14 protein-coding genes are annotated in these 16,611 nt (G+C 34.2%); 13 read left to right on the plus strand and 1 reads right to left on the minus strand.

Annotated elements, in window-relative coordinates:
• Positions 1–4 precede the first annotated feature (4 nt).
• Positions 5–883, minus strand: a complete 879-nt coding sequence (panC, locus tag IHE43_RS03425; protein WP_192186689.1) for a pantoate--beta-alanine ligase — start codon at positions 881–883, stop codon at positions 5–7.
• A gap of 78 nt (positions 884–961) precedes the next feature.
• Here panC and IHE43_RS03430 point away from each other — a divergent pair, with 78 nt between their 5' ends.
• The 13 genes from IHE43_RS03430 (at position 962) to bioD (ending at position 16,594) form a co-directional block, all read left to right on the plus strand.
• The gene (locus IHE43_RS03430) at positions 962–1,768 is read left to right on the plus strand and encodes a glycogen/starch synthase (protein WP_056188595.1); all 807 of its coding nucleotides are present in this window, start codon (positions 962–964) and stop codon (positions 1,766–1,768) included.
• Between the two features lie 21 nt (positions 1,769–1,789).
• The gene (locus IHE43_RS03435) at positions 1,790–3,397 is read left to right on the plus strand and encodes a DUF4270 domain-containing protein (protein WP_192186690.1); all 1,608 of its coding nucleotides are present in this window, start codon (positions 1,790–1,792) and stop codon (positions 3,395–3,397) included.
• A 9-nt stretch (positions 3,398–3,406) separates the two neighbouring features.
• Positions 3,407–5,254, plus strand: coding sequence for a glutamine--fructose-6-phosphate transaminase (isomerizing) (glmS, locus tag IHE43_RS03440; protein WP_192186691.1), 1,848 nt, complete (start codon positions 3,407–3,409; stop codon positions 5,252–5,254).
• A 302-nt stretch (positions 5,255–5,556) separates the two neighbouring features.
• Complete coding sequence (locus IHE43_RS03445) at positions 5,557–8,349, plus strand: carboxypeptidase-like regulatory domain-containing protein (RefSeq protein WP_192186692.1); 2,793 nt, start codon at positions 5,557–5,559, stop codon at positions 8,347–8,349.
• Between the two features lie 92 nt (positions 8,350–8,441).
• Positions 8,442–10,013, plus strand: a complete 1,572-nt coding sequence (locus IHE43_RS03450; RefSeq protein ID WP_192186693.1) for a G-D-S-L family lipolytic protein — start codon at positions 8,442–8,444, stop codon at positions 10,011–10,013.
• Between the two features lie 232 nt (positions 10,014–10,245).
• Positions 10,246–11,757: a F0F1 ATP synthase subunit beta gene (gene atpD, locus IHE43_RS03455; RefSeq protein ID WP_192186694.1), complete on the plus strand. Its 1,512-nt coding sequence runs from the start codon at positions 10,246–10,248 to the stop codon at positions 11,755–11,757.
• Between the two features lie 81 nt (positions 11,758–11,838).
• A complete protein-coding gene (locus IHE43_RS03460) occupies positions 11,839–12,120 on the plus strand; it encodes a F0F1 ATP synthase subunit epsilon (RefSeq protein WP_192186695.1) in 282 nt (93 codons plus the stop codon).
• Positions 12,121–12,231: 111 nt separating this feature from the next.
• Positions 12,232–13,368, plus strand: coding sequence for a pyridoxal phosphate-dependent aminotransferase family protein (locus IHE43_RS03465; protein ID WP_192186696.1), 1,137 nt, complete (start codon positions 12,232–12,234; stop codon positions 13,366–13,368).
• A 206-nt stretch (positions 13,369–13,574) separates the two neighbouring features.
• Positions 13,575–13,760, plus strand: a complete 186-nt coding sequence (locus IHE43_RS03470) for a hypothetical protein (RefSeq protein WP_192186697.1) — start codon at positions 13,575–13,577, stop codon at positions 13,758–13,760.
• A 74-nt stretch (positions 13,761–13,834) separates the two neighbouring features.
• The gene (locus IHE43_RS03475; RefSeq protein WP_192186698.1) at positions 13,835–14,698 is read left to right on the plus strand and encodes a TraB/GumN family protein; all 864 of its coding nucleotides are present in this window, start codon (positions 13,835–13,837) and stop codon (positions 14,696–14,698) included.
• A gap of 6 nt (positions 14,699–14,704) precedes the next feature.
• Entirely contained in the window at positions 14,705–15,208 is a 504-nt protein-coding gene (locus IHE43_RS03480) for an RNA polymerase sigma factor (protein WP_192186699.1), read from the plus strand.
• The gene (locus IHE43_RS03485) at positions 15,198–15,815 is read left to right on the plus strand and encodes a hypothetical protein (protein WP_192186700.1); all 618 of its coding nucleotides are present in this window, start codon (positions 15,198–15,200) and stop codon (positions 15,813–15,815) included. The genes IHE43_RS03480 and IHE43_RS03485 overlap by 11 nt, the downstream gene beginning before the upstream one ends.
• 161 nt (positions 15,816–15,976) lie before the next feature.
• The gene (gene bioD, locus IHE43_RS03490) at positions 15,977–16,594 is read left to right on the plus strand and encodes a dethiobiotin synthase (protein WP_192186701.1); all 618 of its coding nucleotides are present in this window, start codon (positions 15,977–15,979) and stop codon (positions 16,592–16,594) included.
• Positions 16,595–16,611 lie beyond the last annotated feature (17 nt).

The following is a 16,611-nucleotide window of genomic DNA, read 5'->3' on the forward strand; positions in this document are numbered from 1 at the left end:
TAAATTAATTTAATGAAATGGTGTCAATCAGTCTTATAGAATTAACAAATACTGCTATAAACGCGCGGTAATTTTTGTCTTTACTTTTGTTTTCTATAGGTAATAATGTGGATTCGTCAGCAATAACAAAATATTCAAGTTCAAACTTCGGATTGTCATCGAAAGAATTTTTAACAAATTCTATAGTTTCTTCCGGAGTTTTTGTTTTGAATATTTCTTTGGCTTGTGTTAATGTTTTATAAATAATAGCTGCTTCTTTTCGTTCTTCAGGAGTTAAACGTTCATTTCGCGAGCTCATAGCCAGCTGATTGTCTTCTCTGAAAATTGGACAGCCAATAACATTTACCGGCAAATGGTTTTTCTCAACCATTTTTTTTACGATTTGTAATTGCTGAAAATCTTTTTCGCCAAAATATGCATTTGTTGGAGTAACGATTTCAAATAATCTTTTTACAATGGTTCCAACTCCGTTAAAATGTCCAGGTCTGAATTTCCCTTCCATTTGATTTTCCAGTCCGTCAAAGTCAAAATCCTGCGAAATAGTGTGTCCTTCATATATATCCTCTACAGAAGGAGCATATAAAATCATTTTGTCACTTAATCCTCGCATTTTTTTGACATCCTCTTCAAGTGTTCTTGGGTATTTTGCAAGATCTTCAGGATTGTTAAATTGAGTAGGGTTTACGAAAATACTGACAACAGTATCATCGTTTTCTTTAAGAGATCGTTGCATTAAAGCCAGATGCCCTTGGTGTAAAGCGCCCATTGTTGGTACAAATCCGATAGTTGAATTTGTGGTTTTGATAGTTTTTAAATAGGCTATCAAAGCTACTTTACCGTAGAAAATATGCATGGCGGTATTATTAAAATTTAGTGCAAACATAATATATTAGTTATAAACTGCATAAATTTTTGTAATTTTGCAACGTTTTTATTACCAAAAATTAAGTAAAATACTATTATGAAAGATAAGAGGATATTATATGTATCATCTGAAGTCGTGCCTTATTTGGCTGAAAATGAGGTTTCTTTAATGTCTTATGACGTTCCAAAAATGATTAATGATCAGGGAGGTCAGATAAGAATTTTCATGCCAAGATATGGAAATATCAATGAAAGAAGACACCAGTTACATGAAGTGATTCGACTTTCAGGAATGAATTTGGTAGTGAATGACTTAGATATGCCATTGATTATTAAGGTAGCTTCAATTCCGAAAGAAAGAATTCAGGTTTATTTTATCGATAATGATGAATATTTTAAGCGTAAAGCAACTTTTGCTGACGAGGAGGGAGTTTTGTATCCTGATAATGACGAAAGAGCAATATTTTTTGCAAAAGGAGTTGTCGAAACGGTAAAAAAATTAAATTGGGTTCCGGATATTATTCACGTTCATGGTTGGTTGGCTGCTATGTTGCCAATTTATATGAAACATTATTATAAAAATGAGGCTTTATTTTCTGAAACTAAAATTGTAACATCTGTTTACGGACAATCTTTTGATGAGAATTTAGATTTAGAAATGATCAACAAGGTGAAATTTGACGGTGTACCACACGAGTCAGTTGCCGATTTAGAAATACCGAATTACGAAAATATCTTAAAGGCCAGTATATTGCATTCTGATGCCGTAATTATAGCGTCTGAAAACGTATCCCCAAGTTTAACAAAATTTATAGAATCTTCAGGAAAACCTTTTTTACCTTTCGCCACGAAAGATGCATTCGCTGAAGCGTATACAAATTTCTATAAAAGTATGGGTCTTTAAATTTTAACTTTATTATTAAACATGTATAATACTTCTTTTATTAAGAAAACTCTATTAGTTGCAACGATTGTTCTTTTATATTCCTGCGATAAAGATTTTAATGCGATTGGTGATGATTTGATCGGAGATAACCATTTTGATCTTCAAGGTGAAAAATATGATGTTTTGGCTTATAATCAGGAAGTGACGCCAATTCAGTCCAATGGATTGGCAATTAATGCTTTAGGTATTTATGATAATCCTGTTTTGGGAACTACAAATGGTAATTTTGCTACTCAGCTTACATTAGTTGACTATGCTCCAACTATTGGTGAAGAACCTGTTGTTGAAAGTGTAGTGTTGAGTGTTCCTTATTTTAGTCATGCGACCGCATCAGATCCAAAAGGAGGAAGTGTTTATGAGTTAGATTCTATTTATGGAGATCCTAAAGGAAAAATTAAGTTAAGTGTTTATGAATCTAAAGTTCAAATGCGTTCTTCTTATTTTGATGGGGGATCACAATTTGCCCAAATGTATTATACAAATCAGAATTCAGGCGCAGATGATATAAATTTTGACGCACCTTCAAACAAAGGAATTTTGTTGAATGATTCTACAGATAAAACAGAAAATGCCGAATTCTTTTTTAGTGCAACTCAAAGAAAAGATTCAACGGTAGTTGATGCTGCTGCTGCAGTAAAAACATATACTTATACCTATGTTGCTCCAGAGATGCGCTTAAACTTAAATAAAGCTTTTTTTCAGGATAATATTTTAAAAGCTGCAGCTTCAAAACTTGCAAATACTGATGCTTTTCAGGAATATTTTAGAGGTTTGTATTTTAAAACAGAAAAATCAGGTGCTAGCCCTAGTAATATGGCGCTTATGGATTTTTCAAAAGGTAAAATAACGATTAAATACAAAGCTAAAACAGCAATAACAACAGACGGAGATCTTAAAGAAGATAAATCGCTTGTGATTAATTTAGCTGGAGCAACCGCCAGTCTGTTAAATGATATTAAAAACACCAATTACGATACTGCAATCAAGAATCCTGATAATGTTAACGGTGATGAAAATCTTTACTTAAAAGGAGGTCAGGGATCACTAGCGGTTATTGATCTTTCTAATTTTGCAACTAAGCTGGCTGAAATCAGAACAAATAAATGGATAGTGAATGAAGCAAATTTGGTGTTTTATGTTGATTCTCAAAAAATGGGAACAGCTTCTGACGAACCAAAAAGAGTGTATTTGTATGATTTAACGAATAATGTTCCTGTAATTGATTATGCTGATGGTACTAGCGGATTTGTTGGTACTGATTCTAAAGCAACCCGATATATTTTTGGAGGTCTTTTAGAGGTGGATGCTACTACTAAACGTGGAAAATCATATAAGGTAAGGATCACAAATCACATCAGAAATCTTATAAAAGATGCTGCAGCTGTTAATGTGAAATTAGGTTTAGTTGTAACAGAAAGCATTGATATTGTAGCTTCAAATAAATTAAAATTAAAAAATGGCGTTATTTCAGAAGCGCCAAGAGGATCAGTTATGAGTCCGGTAGGAACAATATTATACGGAAGTAAAGCTACAGTGCCGGATGATAAGAGACTGAGACTTGAAGTTTACTACACGAAACCAAATTAATAAATATATATGTGTGGAATTGTTGGATATATAGGCCATCGAGAGGCGTATCCTATTATTATAAAAGGATTAAAGCGGCTCGAGTACAGAGGATATGATAGTGCAGGTGTTATGTTGTATGACAACTCAGGCATTAAACTTTGTAAAACAAAGGGAAAAGTTTCAGATCTTGAAGCTAAAGCAGATGATGGTTTTACTACAAACGGGACTATCGGAATTGGACATACGCGTTGGGCAACCCATGGAGTGCCAAATGATGTAAATTCACATCCGCATCTTTCAAATTCTGGTGAATTAGTGATTATTCACAACGGAATTATAGAAAATTATGCACCTCTTAAAGAAGAGTTAATAAAAAGAGGCTATACGTTTAAATCAGACACTGATACTGAAGTTTTAGTGAACCTGATTGAAGAGGTTCAAAAAAATGAAAATATAAAATTAGGAAAAGCAGTTCAAGTTGCTTTGAATCAGGTAGTAGGGGCATATGCTATTGCGGTTTTTGATAAGAAAAATCCAGATGAAATTGTTGCGGCAAGATTAGGAAGTCCTCTGGCTATTGGTGTTGGAGAAGGAGAATATTTTATTGCTTCTGATGCTTCGCCTTTTATTGAATATACTTCTAATGCGATTTATCTTGAAGATGGTGAAATGGCAAACATTAGATTGCACAAACCTCTTAAAGTTAGAAAAATAAAAGATGACTCTTTAGTAGATCCTTATATTCAGGAGCTTCAAATGAATTTGGAGCAAATTGAAAAAGGTGGTTATGACCATTTTATGCTTAAAGAAATTTATGAGCAGCCTAGTGTTATAAAAGATACTTACAGAGGAAGGCTTCATGCCAATGAAGGAATTGTTCAAATGGCAGGTGTTGAAGATAATCTTGAAAAATTCTTAAATGCTAAACGAATTCTGATTGTTGCTTGCGGTACTTCATGGCATGCAGGATTAGTAGCGGAATATATTTTTGAAGAATTTACCCGTATTCCTGTTGAAGTAGAATATGCTTCTGAATTTAGATACAGAAACCCAATTATTAATAAAGATGACGTTGTAATCGCAATTTCTCAATCCGGAGAAACTGCGGATACTATGGCTGCTATTAAATTGGCAAAAGAAAATGGTGCTTTTGTGTTTGGAGTTTGTAATGTTGTAGGTTCTTCTATTTCAAGAGAAAGTCATGCAGGTGCTTATACACACGCAGGACCAGAAATTGGAGTTGCCTCAACTAAAGCTTTTACTACTCAAATCACAGTTTTAACTATGATTGCTTTAAGATTAGGAAAAGCAAAAGGTACTTTGTCAAATACTGATTTCCATACTTATTTACAGGAATTAGAAATAATCCCTGAAAAAGTAGCTGAAGCATTAGAAACAAATGACAGAGCAAAAGAAATTGCTGCAGCTTTTAAAAATGCACCCAATTGCCTGTATTTAGGTCGTGGATATAACTTCCCGGTTGCGCTTGAAGGAGCTTTAAAACTGAAAGAGATATCATATATTCATGCTGAAGGTTATCCTGCCGCTGAAATGAAACACGGGCCAATTGCTCTTATTGATGAACACATGCCGGTTATTGTTATTGCGCCTAAACAAGGGCACTATGATAAAATTGTAAGTAACATCCAGGAAATAAAATCAAGAAGCGGAAAAATCATCGCTGTTGTTACTAAAGGCGATACTCAGGTTCGTGAATTAGCCGATTATGTTATTGAGATTCCTGAAACTTCAGATGCATTGTCTCCGTTAATTACTACGATACCATTACAGTTACTTTCTTACCACATTGCTGTAATGAGAGGATGTAATGTTGATCAGCCACGTAATTTAGCTAAATCTGTTACTGTAGAATAGTATATACAATTTATATATGTTAAAAAAGCGAGATTTATGTCTCGCTTTTTTTTATTACCATATTTTTTTTCTGACCCTTGTATTTTTATTAAATCTTCATTTTTTCTCTTAAATTTTATATGTATGCATACTATTTAAGATTTGAAATGCTCTGTTGTTGCTGTTAATCCAATAAAACTCAATGTGAAAATGTTAAAATACTAACAAAAAAGATGCGTTATATTAATTTTTTTTAACGTTTTTTTATTAATATCAAAAATATTTGTATTTTGGCTAGATAAACTAACCAAAAACTAACCCACATGAGAGTGTATTTGCTAATTATGTTGTTTTTCTGCGGAGTATCCTTTGCGCAGAATACAATTACTGGTTCTGTTACCGACAGTAACAAACAATCTATTCCTGGTGCCAACATAAATGTGGTTGGAAGTTCAACAGGAACTTCGACGGACTTTGACGGTACTTTTAAATTAAACACTGCTGCAAAACCACCTTTTTCAATTAAAGTATCGGCAGTAGGATTTGAAACTAAAACAATTAGTGTTACATCGCTAAATCAAAGGCTGGATGTAGTTCTGAAAGATGAAGAAACCAAGTTAGATGAAATCGTGGTTTCGGCTTCGAGAACTCCTGAAAGGGTGATTGAATCACCAGTGACTATTGAAAGAATGGGTATTCAGGAAATAAAGAACACTACTGCGGCAACTTTTTATGATGGTTTAGAAAATTTGAAAGAAGTAAATTTTAATACCAGTAGTATTTCATTTAAATCGATTAATACACGTGGTTTTGCTACGGTGGCAAATACACGTTTTATGCAATTGGTTGACGGAATGGATAATTCATCTCCTGCATTAAATTTTGTATTAGGTAACTTAGTGGGTATTTCTGATATTGATGTAGCAAATGTGGAGTTGTTACCAGGTGCCTCTTCTGCGCTTTATGGGGCTAATGCCTTTAATGGTATTATGTTTATGAACAGTAAAAGTCCTTTTACAAATGAAGGAATTAGTGTTTACTACAAATATGGGCAAACTAGTCAGGATGCTGCCGGAACAAATGATTATAATGATTTTGGAATTAGAGCTGCAAAAGCATTCACAAAGCATTTTGCCTTAAAAGCCAATTTTACTTATATGGAAGCAACAGAATGGATTGCTGCTGATAAAAGGAGTATGACTGGAGGTTCTGAGGGCCATGCAATGAATCAAAATTATGACGGATTAAATGTTTATGGAGATGAGGTTACTACTTTTATTCCTAATGTAGGACAAGTTAGTAGAACAGGATATCGTGAACAAGATTTAACAGATAATAAGGTTAAAAATATAAAAGCGGATTTCTCTGCGCATATTAAACCTTTTGCTGATGATACAGAGATTATTTTGCAATATAAAATTGGTTTAGGTAGTACAATTTACCAAGGAGCCAATAGATATTCCTTAAATGATTTTATGATGCAACAAGCAAAAATCGAAGTAAAGGGGAAAAACTTTTTTGCAAGAGTGTATGCAACTGATGAAGATGCTGGAAATTCTTACGATATGAGATTTGCTGCATGGAATGTAAATAGGGCAGCAAAATCTGATCAGGAGTGGTTTACAAATTATGCTACTGCGTACCAATATTCTGGGGCAGTTATGGGTACAAATGCAAATGAATCTGCTGCAATAGCCAGAAATTTTGCTGACTATAATGTTCTTCCTGCTGCTATTTCTTTTATTCCAAAACCAACAGGTTCTCCTAGGTTTGAACCTGGATCGGCTCAGTTTAACAATGCTCTTAAAGTTGTAACATCTAATCCCGATTTAACTCAGGGAGCTAAATTTATCGATCACTCTAAATTATATCATTCAGATGTGAATTATAATTTTAGAGATGTGATTAAATGGGCAGAAGTTCAGGTTGGTGGTTCCTGGAGAAAATACATAATGGATTCAGAGGGCACAATCTTTACAGATTATGATGGACCAATTGAGTACAAAGAGTATGGTGCATACGCACAATTGCAAAAGAAATTCATGGATGATCGTTTGAAATTTACAGGATCATTACGTTATGATAAAAGCCAAAATTTTGATGGTAATCTTTCTCCAAGAGTTTCATTCGTATATTCTGCGGGTGAATCTAAAAGACATAACTTTAGATTGTCTTATCAAACAGGTTTTCGTAATCCAACTACACAAGATCAATATATTGGGTTAGATTTAGGGCCATTTGCTTTAATTGGTTCTGCTGCCGAAAATTTAGATCGTTTCCAGGAGACTGTAAATGTAAGCGCGGCCGGGCAAACAATTGCCGGACAACCAGCAACTATTGGTATGTCTGGTCAAAATGCTTATCATAATGCATATACTGTAGCTTCTGTTCAGGCTTTTGCTGCTTCTGCAAATCCTGGGGATCTTAAGGTTGCTAATATTGGTTTAGTAAAACCTGAACAAGTTCAGGCTTTTGAGATAGGTTATCGTTCAGTAGTTCAAAATGATTTATCAATTGATTTAAATGCTTACTATAATATTTATAATGATTTCATGAATACAGCGAGAGTAATTTCTCCGTATTATGGAACAGTAGGGACAGATTCTTCTAATCCTGCAGTTCAGCAAACTTATCAGGCGTTAGCGTTTGGAGACAGAAGAGTTTATCAGGTATATACTAATACAACAGCAGAAGTTTCTTCATTAGGTTTTGGAGTTGGTTTGTCTAAAAAAGTGTATAAAGATTTTGAACTAGGAGTGAATTACAACTATGCGCAATTTGATTTTGATCAATCAGAAGATCCAAGTTTCATAGCAGGATTTAATACACCAAAACACAGGATTAAAGCTTCTCTTGGAAATGCTAAGGTGATTGAAAATTTAGGATTTAATGTGAATGTGAGATGGAATACAGAGTATTTATGGCAATCTTCTTTTGGAGATGGTATGATTCCGGAGAATACAGTTCTTGATGCTCAGGTGAATTATGGTATTCCGAAACTTAAATCAGTTATTAAAGTCGGGGCAACAAACCTTTTCGGAAAAGATTATCTTCAGGTAATTGGTGCTGGAGCAATTGGTCAAATGTGGTTTGCTTCATGGACAATCAATCCATAATTGTAAATAGTTAATTTGATCAAATAGGGTTTTCTTTCTATTATTCCAAAGAAAATGAAATAGAAAGAAGTAATAATTTTAAACTTAATGACATGAAAAAAAATATAAAATGGCTTTTATTGGTTTCTTTAACCTTTATGGCGTGTAATAATGATGAAAGTGATGCGCCTGTCGAGGTACCGGTTGTTCCAGGGTCGGCAGTTTTTACAAAATATGTAGCCCTTGGAGATTCTTTTGCGGCGGGTTATAGTGATAATGCGCTCTTTAAAAAAGGGCAGGATGGGGCTTATACTAATATTTTGGCACAACAATTTGTTGCAGCCGGAGGAGGTGCTTTTGCAACGCCATATATGAATGATAATATTGGTGGTTTGTTGCTGGGAGGAAATGTGATCGCAGGGACACGTTTGTATTTTGTTGGAGAAACTCAGACTCCGGTAAATGTTCCGGGAAAACCAACAACTGAGGTTACAGCTCATCTTACAGGTACATTTGGTAATTTAGGTGTTCCGGGTGCTAAAAGTTTTCATTTGGCGATCGCAGGTTACGGAAATGTTGCTGGTGTCGCGAGTGGTGCGGCAAATCCATATTTTGCCAGATTTTCCAGTGCTCCGGGAACTTCGGTTATAGCAGATGCAATTGCTCAGAATCCAACGTTTTTCTCTTTGTTTATTGGAGGAAATGACGTTTTATCCTATGCAACTTCCGGTGGAATAGGAAAAGATCAGACAGGAAATATGAATCCGGCAACATATGGAGGAAATGATATTACAGATCCAACCGTGTTTGCAAGTGTATATAATAATTTAGTTACAGGACTTACTGCTAAAGGTGCAAAAGGTGTTGTGGCAAATTTGCCATATATTACGGCATTACCTTATTTTACAACAGTTCCTTACAATCCGCTGACAGCTAAAATACTTGGTGGTGGTAGTGAAGCTGTAGGTAAAGCCACAATACAAGCATTAAATGCGCAATTATATGGGCCATTAAAACAGGCATTAACTGCTTTTGGTGCAGGAGACAGAATTAATTTATTGTCTGAAACGGCAGCAAATAACCCTCTTCTGATAAAAGATGAGAGTTTGACAAATTTATCAACACAGTTAACTGCGGCATTTACTCCAACATTAGGGGCTCAGACTGCTGCGTTTTACGGTGCTGTATTTGGACAGGCCAGACAAGCTAAAGCAACAGACTTAGTAGTTTTGACGACAAGACCAGACATTGGTACTGCTCCAACAGCTGCAAATTCTGGTTTAGGAATTGCACCACCTGCTCCTTTAAATAAATTTGGAATAACCTATCCGTTACAAGATAAACATGTGCTTATCCCAACAGAAGCTGCAGAGGTTAAAAAAGCTACTGATGCTTATAATGTAACTATTGAAGCAGTTGCAAAAGCAAAAGATTTGGCTTTTGTTGATACAAGAGCAACTTTAACACAATTAGCAAGCGGCGGAATTAGATTTGGGAATTTCACTATGTCGTCTTCATTTGCTACAGGAGGTGCTTTCTCTTTAGATGGAGTTCATCCAAGTGCAAGAGGATATGGATTGATTGCTAATATTTTTATAGATGCAATTAATGCAAAATATGGTTCAACGTTGCGTCGTGTTGATTTGGCTTTATATCCAATTCAGTTTCCGCAAGTAATTCAATAAAGCCAATTTTTTTTAGTAGAAAGTCACTCATTTCTAAAATGTAGTGGCTTTTTTTATTTGCGTAAAAATTGTCATTTTAGATATTTGAGACCTGTCTTTTAGGAATCAAACAAAATCATGGTATTTTTTATGAAAAAAAAATTGATTTTATATTTTAAAAAATTATCTTTGCGCTCTGAAAAAAGAGGTATTTTCGATAAACCTAAATAGCTATTTAATAAATACATAAGTAATGTCAAAAGTAATAGGAAAAGTTGCTCAAATCATTGGACCAGTAGTTGACGTAGTTTTCAACGGTAAGGATGTTGAACTTCCAAAAATTTATGATTCACTAGAAGTCACTAAAAAAGATGGAACTTTATTAGTTCTAGAAGTACAATCTCATATTGGAGAAAACACTGTTCGTACAATCTCTATGGACTCTACAGACGGTTTGTCTAGAGGATATGAAGTAGTTGGAACTGGTAATCCAATCCAAATGCCAATCGGTCCAGATGTATATGGAAGATTATTCAATGTGATTGGAGATGCAATTGATGGTTTAGGAAACTTGCCAAAAACAGGAGAAAATGGTTTGTCTATTCACAGACAAGCTCCTAGGTTTGAAGATTTATCAACCTCATCTGAAGTTTTATTCACAGGTATTAAAGTAATCGATTTGATCGAGCCTTACGCAAAAGGGGGTAAAATTGGATTGTTTGGAGGTGCTGGTGTTGGTAAAACAGTATTGATTCAGGAGTTGATCAACAATATTGCAAAAGGTCACGGTGGACTTTCAGTATTCGCAGGAGTAGGTGAAAGAACACGTGAAGGAAATGACTTGCTTCGTGAGATGTTAGAGTCAGGAATTATTAAATACGGTGATGATTTCATGCACTCTATGGAAAATGGAGGATGGGATTTATCTAAAGTAGATATGCCAGGAATGAGAGAGTCTAAAGCTACTTTCGTTTTCGGACAAATGAATGAGCCTCCTGGAGCTCGTGCACGTGTAGCACTTTCAGGATTATCTATCGCTGAGTATTTCCGTGATGGAGCTGGAACTGATCAAGGTAAAGACGTATTGTTTTTCGTTGATAACATCTTCCGTTTTACACAAGCAGGTTCTGAGGTATCAGCACTTTTAGGACGTATGCCTTCTGCAGTAGGATACCAACCAACTTTGGCAACAGAGATGGGAGCTATGCAAGAGCGTATTACATCTACAAACAAAGGATCTATTACATCTGTACAAGCGGTTTACGTTCCTGCGGATGATTTAACTGACCCGGCACCAGCAACAACGTTTGCTCACTTAGATGCTACAACTGTATTGTCTCGTAAAATTGCTGAGTTAGGTATTTATCCGGCGGTTGACCCGTTAGATTCTACTTCAAGAATTTTGACTCCTCAAATCTTAGGAGCTGAACACTACGACTGTGCACAAAGAGTAAAAGAGATTCTTCAAAAATACAAACAATTGCAAGATATTATCGCGATCCTTGGTATGGAAGAGTTATCTGAAGAAGATAAATTATCAGTATCAAGAGCACGTCGTGTTCAACGTTTCTTGTCTCAGCCTTTCCACGTAGCGGAGCAATTTACAGGTATTCCTGGAGTATTGGTTGACATTAAAGATACTATCAAAGGATTCAACATGATTATCGACGGTGAGTTAGATCATCTTCCGGAAGCAGCTTTCAACTTGAAAGGTTCTATCCAGGATGCTATCGAAGCTGGAGAAAAAATGTTAGCAGAGGCTTAATATAATTATGAATTGTGAGTTATAAGTTATGAGTTTCTGCTCACTTATAATTCATAATTTATAACTCATAACTAAAAAAAGATGATTTTAGAAATAGTATCACCAGAAGCAAAATTATTTTCAGGAGAAGTAACATCAGTTACATTGCCTGGAGTTGATGGAAGCTTTCAAATTTTGAATAATCACGCTCCTATTGTTTCTATTTTAGAAAAAGGAACTATTAAAATTGCAGCGTCAAGTTTCAATTTTTCTAAAGAGGTAGCGGATAAATTCACGAAAGTAAATGACCAAACCTATACATTAGAGATTACGTCAGGTACTATCGAGATGAAAGACAATAAAGTAATTGTTTTAGTTGACTAAAATAATTTCAAAATAAATGAAAAAGCCACTTCAACATGTTTGGCTTTTTTTATTAATAGTGCTTAGATTAGGTTTTACGTCATTTATTTTGAATTTCATAACTTTGCTTTTATGAAATTACCTGAAAATCTTATTCAAAAGCTTGAAACCCGGATGGAAAATAATGCGTTAAGACAATTGCCAAGTTTTAATAACCTTGTTGATTTTTCTTCAAACGATTATATCGGCTTTTCAAGATCTGAAGCCATTTTCAAATTGGCACATCATTATTTAATCGAAAATGAGATTATTCAGAATGGTGCAACGGGTTCCCGATTAATTTCCGGAAATCATTCCTTATATCAAATAGCAGAAATTTTTATTGCTGAATTTCAAGACGCTGAAACAGCTTTGATTTTTAATTCGGGTTACGATGTCAATGTTGGTTTTTTTAGCGCTGTACCGCAACGAAATGATGTTATTTTGTATGATGAACTAAGTCACGCTTCTATTCGTGACGGAATCAGTATGTCTAATGCTAAATCATACAAATTCAATCATAATGATTTTGAAGATTTAGAGCGACTAATTTTAAAATTTCCAAACACAAATATCTATATAGTCACTGAAACCGTTTTTTCTATGGACGGTGACAGTCCAAACCTGGAAGGGCTAGTTGCACTTTCAGAAAAGTACAATTGCTATTTAGTTGTAGACGAAGCCCATACTTTAGGCGTTTTTGGTGAAAAAGGCGAAGGCCTGATACAATATCTAAATTTACATCATAGAATTTTTGCCCGAATTATGACGTTTGGAAAAGGTTTAGGATGTCACGGCGCAGTTGTTTTAGGAAGTCTCGAACTTAAAAAATATCTGGTAAACTTCGCCCGAAGTTTTATTTATACAACAGGATTGTCTCCACATTCTGTTGCTACAATTTTATTGGCTTATCAGCATTTAGAAATTGAAAAGGAAAACATTGAAAAACTGCGTCAAAACATTGTGTTTTTCAATCAACAGAAAAACTTATTAGGTTTGAAGCCCATGTTTGTCCGAAGTAAATCGGCAATACAATCAGCGATAGTTCCCGGGAATGAAAAAGTAAAGCAATTAGCGCAACAACTACAAGATAAAGGTTTTGATGTAAAACCAATTCTTTCGCCAACCGTTCCGGAAGGTCAGGAACGTCTTCGCTTTTGTATCCATAGTTACAATTCAGAAGAGGAAATTAATCAGGTTTTAGAACTTCTGAGAGATTTCGTTTTTTAGTTTAAATTATTACACAGAGATACACAAAATTAACGCAGAGAGTCGCAAAGTTTTTTGTGAATCTCTGTTTTTTTTCTTTGTGAGTCTCTGCGAAACATCCCGTCTTTCCTCACTTTTTTTAAAAAGTTTTAAAAAGTTTAATTTTTTTTGTAACGTTTTGATTGTTTGATTACTTACGAGTCGTAATCAAATAAACCAAAATAATTATGAAAACAGCATCAACTTCAAAAAGCGAAAGTATTGTATTTATATTTTTCACTTCTTTAGGATTAGGGTACACTTTAGTAAACCATTTTATTTTAGATAAACCAAGAACAGAAATACTCGTTGTAATGATTTGTTTGTTTGCGATTTCGATAGTATCGTGGCAACGTAAAAAAAACATCAAATAACAACAGCGGGTTTCAATCATCAAATCAATCAATCATCAAAATATAATCCTCAATCAATTTAATCAATCAAACAAATGAAAAATTTATTCAAATCAATAGTTACAGCAATCGCAATTATTTTTAGTGTTGCTAGTCAAGCGCAAACCAAATCTCCAAAACTAGAAAATTCTCTTTTATGGGAGGTTTCAGGAAACGGATTATCAAAACCTTCTTATCTGTACGGAACCATTCATATGATTTGTGGAGGAGATTATTTTCTTTCGGAAAAAACAAAAAAAGCATTTGAAGCTTCCAATAAATTAGTTTTAGAAATCAATTTTGCTGATCCGAATGAAATGTCAGATATGCAGAAAATGGCGATGGGAAAGGAACCATTAAGTAAAAAGTTAAATCCGGAACAATTGGCTAAATTAGATTTAATTCTAAAAAAAACAACCGGAATGAATGTGCAGCAAGTAGACAGTTTTAGTTTAATGACGGTGATGAGTTTAATTTCGATGAAAAGTTTTGGCTGTACAGATATGAAGCTTTATGAAATGGAATTTATAGAGCAAGCTAAAAAACGAAATATTGAAATCGGAGGATTAGAAACGGTTAAATCTCAATTAGCAATGTTTGATAGTGCTTATTCTAATGATGAGATGATTACTATGCTATCAGAATCAACTTCTGAAGAAACGACTAAATTAGTAGCAACTTACAAGTCAGAAAATATTGATGGTTTGTATGATATTACTACTGATGAGAAATTTACAAGCGAAACAACAAAAAAGGTTATGCTTGATAATAGAAATAATAATTGGGTAAAAAACATGCCTGAACTAATGAAAAAAGAAAGTGTGTTTTTTGCATTTGGTGCGGCGCATTTAGGAGGTGAAGAAGGAGTAATTAATTTGTTAAGAAAAGCTGGATATAAAGTAAAACCAATATTGAAATAGATTGTTTTGAAAGAAAAAGAACAAGAATTTTTAAACCGGATAGAAAGTCACAAGGGAATTCTATACAAGGTTTCTAAGATCTACATGGATAACCGTGACGATCAACAGGATTTGTTTCAGGAGATTGTTTGTCAGCTTTGGAAATCATATGACACTTTTCGAAACGAAAGTCAGTTTTCGACCTGGATGTATCGGGTGGCAGTAAATACGGCTATCGTTTTTCTTAGAAAGGAAAAGCGTAAAGTTGATAAATATGAAATTGCTTCGGAGAACATTAAAGATGACGAAGGAGACTCACACATCAAAGAAAGTCAGCTTGATCATTTTTATAAAGCGGTCCAGAAATTGGAAAAAATCGACAAAGCAATTATTTTCTATCAGTTAGAAGGCTTTTCGCATAAGGAAATTGGCGAGAATCTAGGAATTTCTGAAGGAAATGCCAGGGTGAAACTAAACAGAGCAAAAGAAAAATTAAAAGAAATTATTAAAAATCAGGGATATGGATTTTAACGATATACAAAACGCATGGAATAACGAAAAGACTGAAAATGTTGTTCTTCCAGATAATTTAGAAAAAATACAGTCGGCCAATACACCATTGGATAAGATTAAGAAAAATTTAAAAAAGGAGTTTTTTCACCAAAGCATTTCGATTGTCCTTATCGGATTTATTCCTTTAATATATGATTTTCCACAAAAAGGAATAATATTGTTTTACTTACTTTTTAGCTTTTTTGTGGCGGTTTGCGTTTATTATTTAGCAAAGCTTTATTTCTTTTATAAAAGATTGGGCGCTATTACATTAAAAACAAAAGACAGTTTGTATGAAACTTATTTTGATATTAGACTGAATATGGAATTGTACAAAACTTGGGGATTTGCATTAACTCCTTTTATGATTATGGGCACAATAGGTCTTTTGTATAATGACCTTTCTGAAAAAATCCCTGGATTTTTAACTACTGGAGTAACAAATTATCAATTGGTCGTATTGTTTGGAATTGTTGTTTTTAGCATGCTTTTTATGGGAATTGCTTTAGAATGGTGGGTTCATAAATTTTATGGGAAATATGCCAAAGAGATCAAAAAAGTAATCGACGAATTAAAAGATGAATAAAACTCAACCCATCGTAATTGATGGGTTTGTTATTTTTATTGGTATTTTTGCGGAGAATATTACACAGAGATTCACAAAGAAGTCGCAAAGTAACGCAAAAAGAATATAAAATTTTGTGAATCTTGGTGCCTTCTTTGTGAATCTCTGTGAAACAAAAGCTTATGAAAATATTTATAACAGGAATTTCCACCGATGTTGGTAAAACGGTGACTTCAGCAATTGTGGTTGAAGCTTTAGAAGCCGATTATTGGAAACCAATTCAGGCGGGAGATTTAGACAATTCTGATAGTCATAAAGTGAAATCTCAGGTTTCAAATTCTAAATCCCATTTTTACCCAAACGCTTATCAATTAAATACACCAGCAAGTCCTCATTTGGCTGCAGAAATTGATGGAATTACAATTGATTTAAAAAAAATTCAGGAGCCAAAAACAGAAAATCATTTGGTTATTGAAGGTGCGGGAGGAATTTTTGTTCCATTGAACGAAAAAGATACAATTGTAGATTTGATTCAGCCTGATTATAAAATAATTGTCGTTTCGAGACATTACTTGGGAAGCATCAACCATACTTTATTGACTATTGAAGCAATTCAAAGTAGAGGTTTTAAAGTGGCAGGAATTATCTTCAGCGGAAGCGAAAACAAATCGACGGAAAGTTTGATTCTGAATAAAACCGGAATAAAATGCATAGGAAGAATTGACGAAGAACCGTATTTCGACCAAAACGTCATTCGCGAATACGCCGATTTATTTCGGGAAAAAATTCTTGGGTTGTAGTATATAGAGATAGATTA

Source organism: Flavobacterium sp. MDT1-60 (assembly GCF_014844035.1).
Lineage (GTDB): Bacteria > Bacteroidota > Bacteroidia > Flavobacteriales > Flavobacteriaceae > Flavobacterium.

Excerpts from the sequence above, each read along its gene's own strand:
- panC (WP_192186689.1), bottom strand. The coding sequence starts at position 883 with ATGTTTGCACTAAATTTTAATAATACCGCCATGCATATTTTCTACGGT.
- IHE43_RS03430 (WP_056188595.1), top strand. The coding sequence starts at position 962 with ATGAAAGATAAGAGGATATTATATGTATCATCTGAAGTCGTGCCTTAT.
- IHE43_RS03435 (WP_192186690.1), top strand. The coding sequence starts at position 1,790 with ATGTATAATACTTCTTTTATTAAGAAAACTCTATTAGTTGCAACGATT.
- glmS (WP_192186691.1), top strand. The coding sequence starts at position 3,407 with ATGTGTGGAATTGTTGGATATATAGGCCATCGAGAGGCGTATCCTATT.
- IHE43_RS03445 (WP_192186692.1), top strand. The coding sequence starts at position 5,557 with ATGAGAGTGTATTTGCTAATTATGTTGTTTTTCTGCGGAGTATCCTTT.
- IHE43_RS03450 (WP_192186693.1), top strand. The coding sequence starts at position 8,442 with ATGAAAAAAAATATAAAATGGCTTTTATTGGTTTCTTTAACCTTTATG.
- atpD (WP_192186694.1), top strand. The coding sequence starts at position 10,246 with ATGTCAAAAGTAATAGGAAAAGTTGCTCAAATCATTGGACCAGTAGTT.
- IHE43_RS03460 (WP_192186695.1), top strand. The coding sequence starts at position 11,839 with ATGATTTTAGAAATAGTATCACCAGAAGCAAAATTATTTTCAGGAGAA.
- IHE43_RS03465 (WP_192186696.1), top strand. The coding sequence starts at position 12,232 with ATGAAATTACCTGAAAATCTTATTCAAAAGCTTGAAACCCGGATGGAA.
- IHE43_RS03470 (WP_192186697.1), top strand. The coding sequence starts at position 13,575 with ATGAAAACAGCATCAACTTCAAAAAGCGAAAGTATTGTATTTATATTT.
- IHE43_RS03475 (WP_192186698.1), top strand. The coding sequence starts at position 13,835 with ATGAAAAATTTATTCAAATCAATAGTTACAGCAATCGCAATTATTTTT.
- IHE43_RS03485 (WP_192186700.1), top strand. The coding sequence starts at position 15,198 with ATGGATTTTAACGATATACAAAACGCATGGAATAACGAAAAGACTGAA.
- bioD (WP_192186701.1), top strand. The coding sequence starts at position 15,977 with ATGAAAATATTTATAACAGGAATTTCCACCGATGTTGGTAAAACGGTG.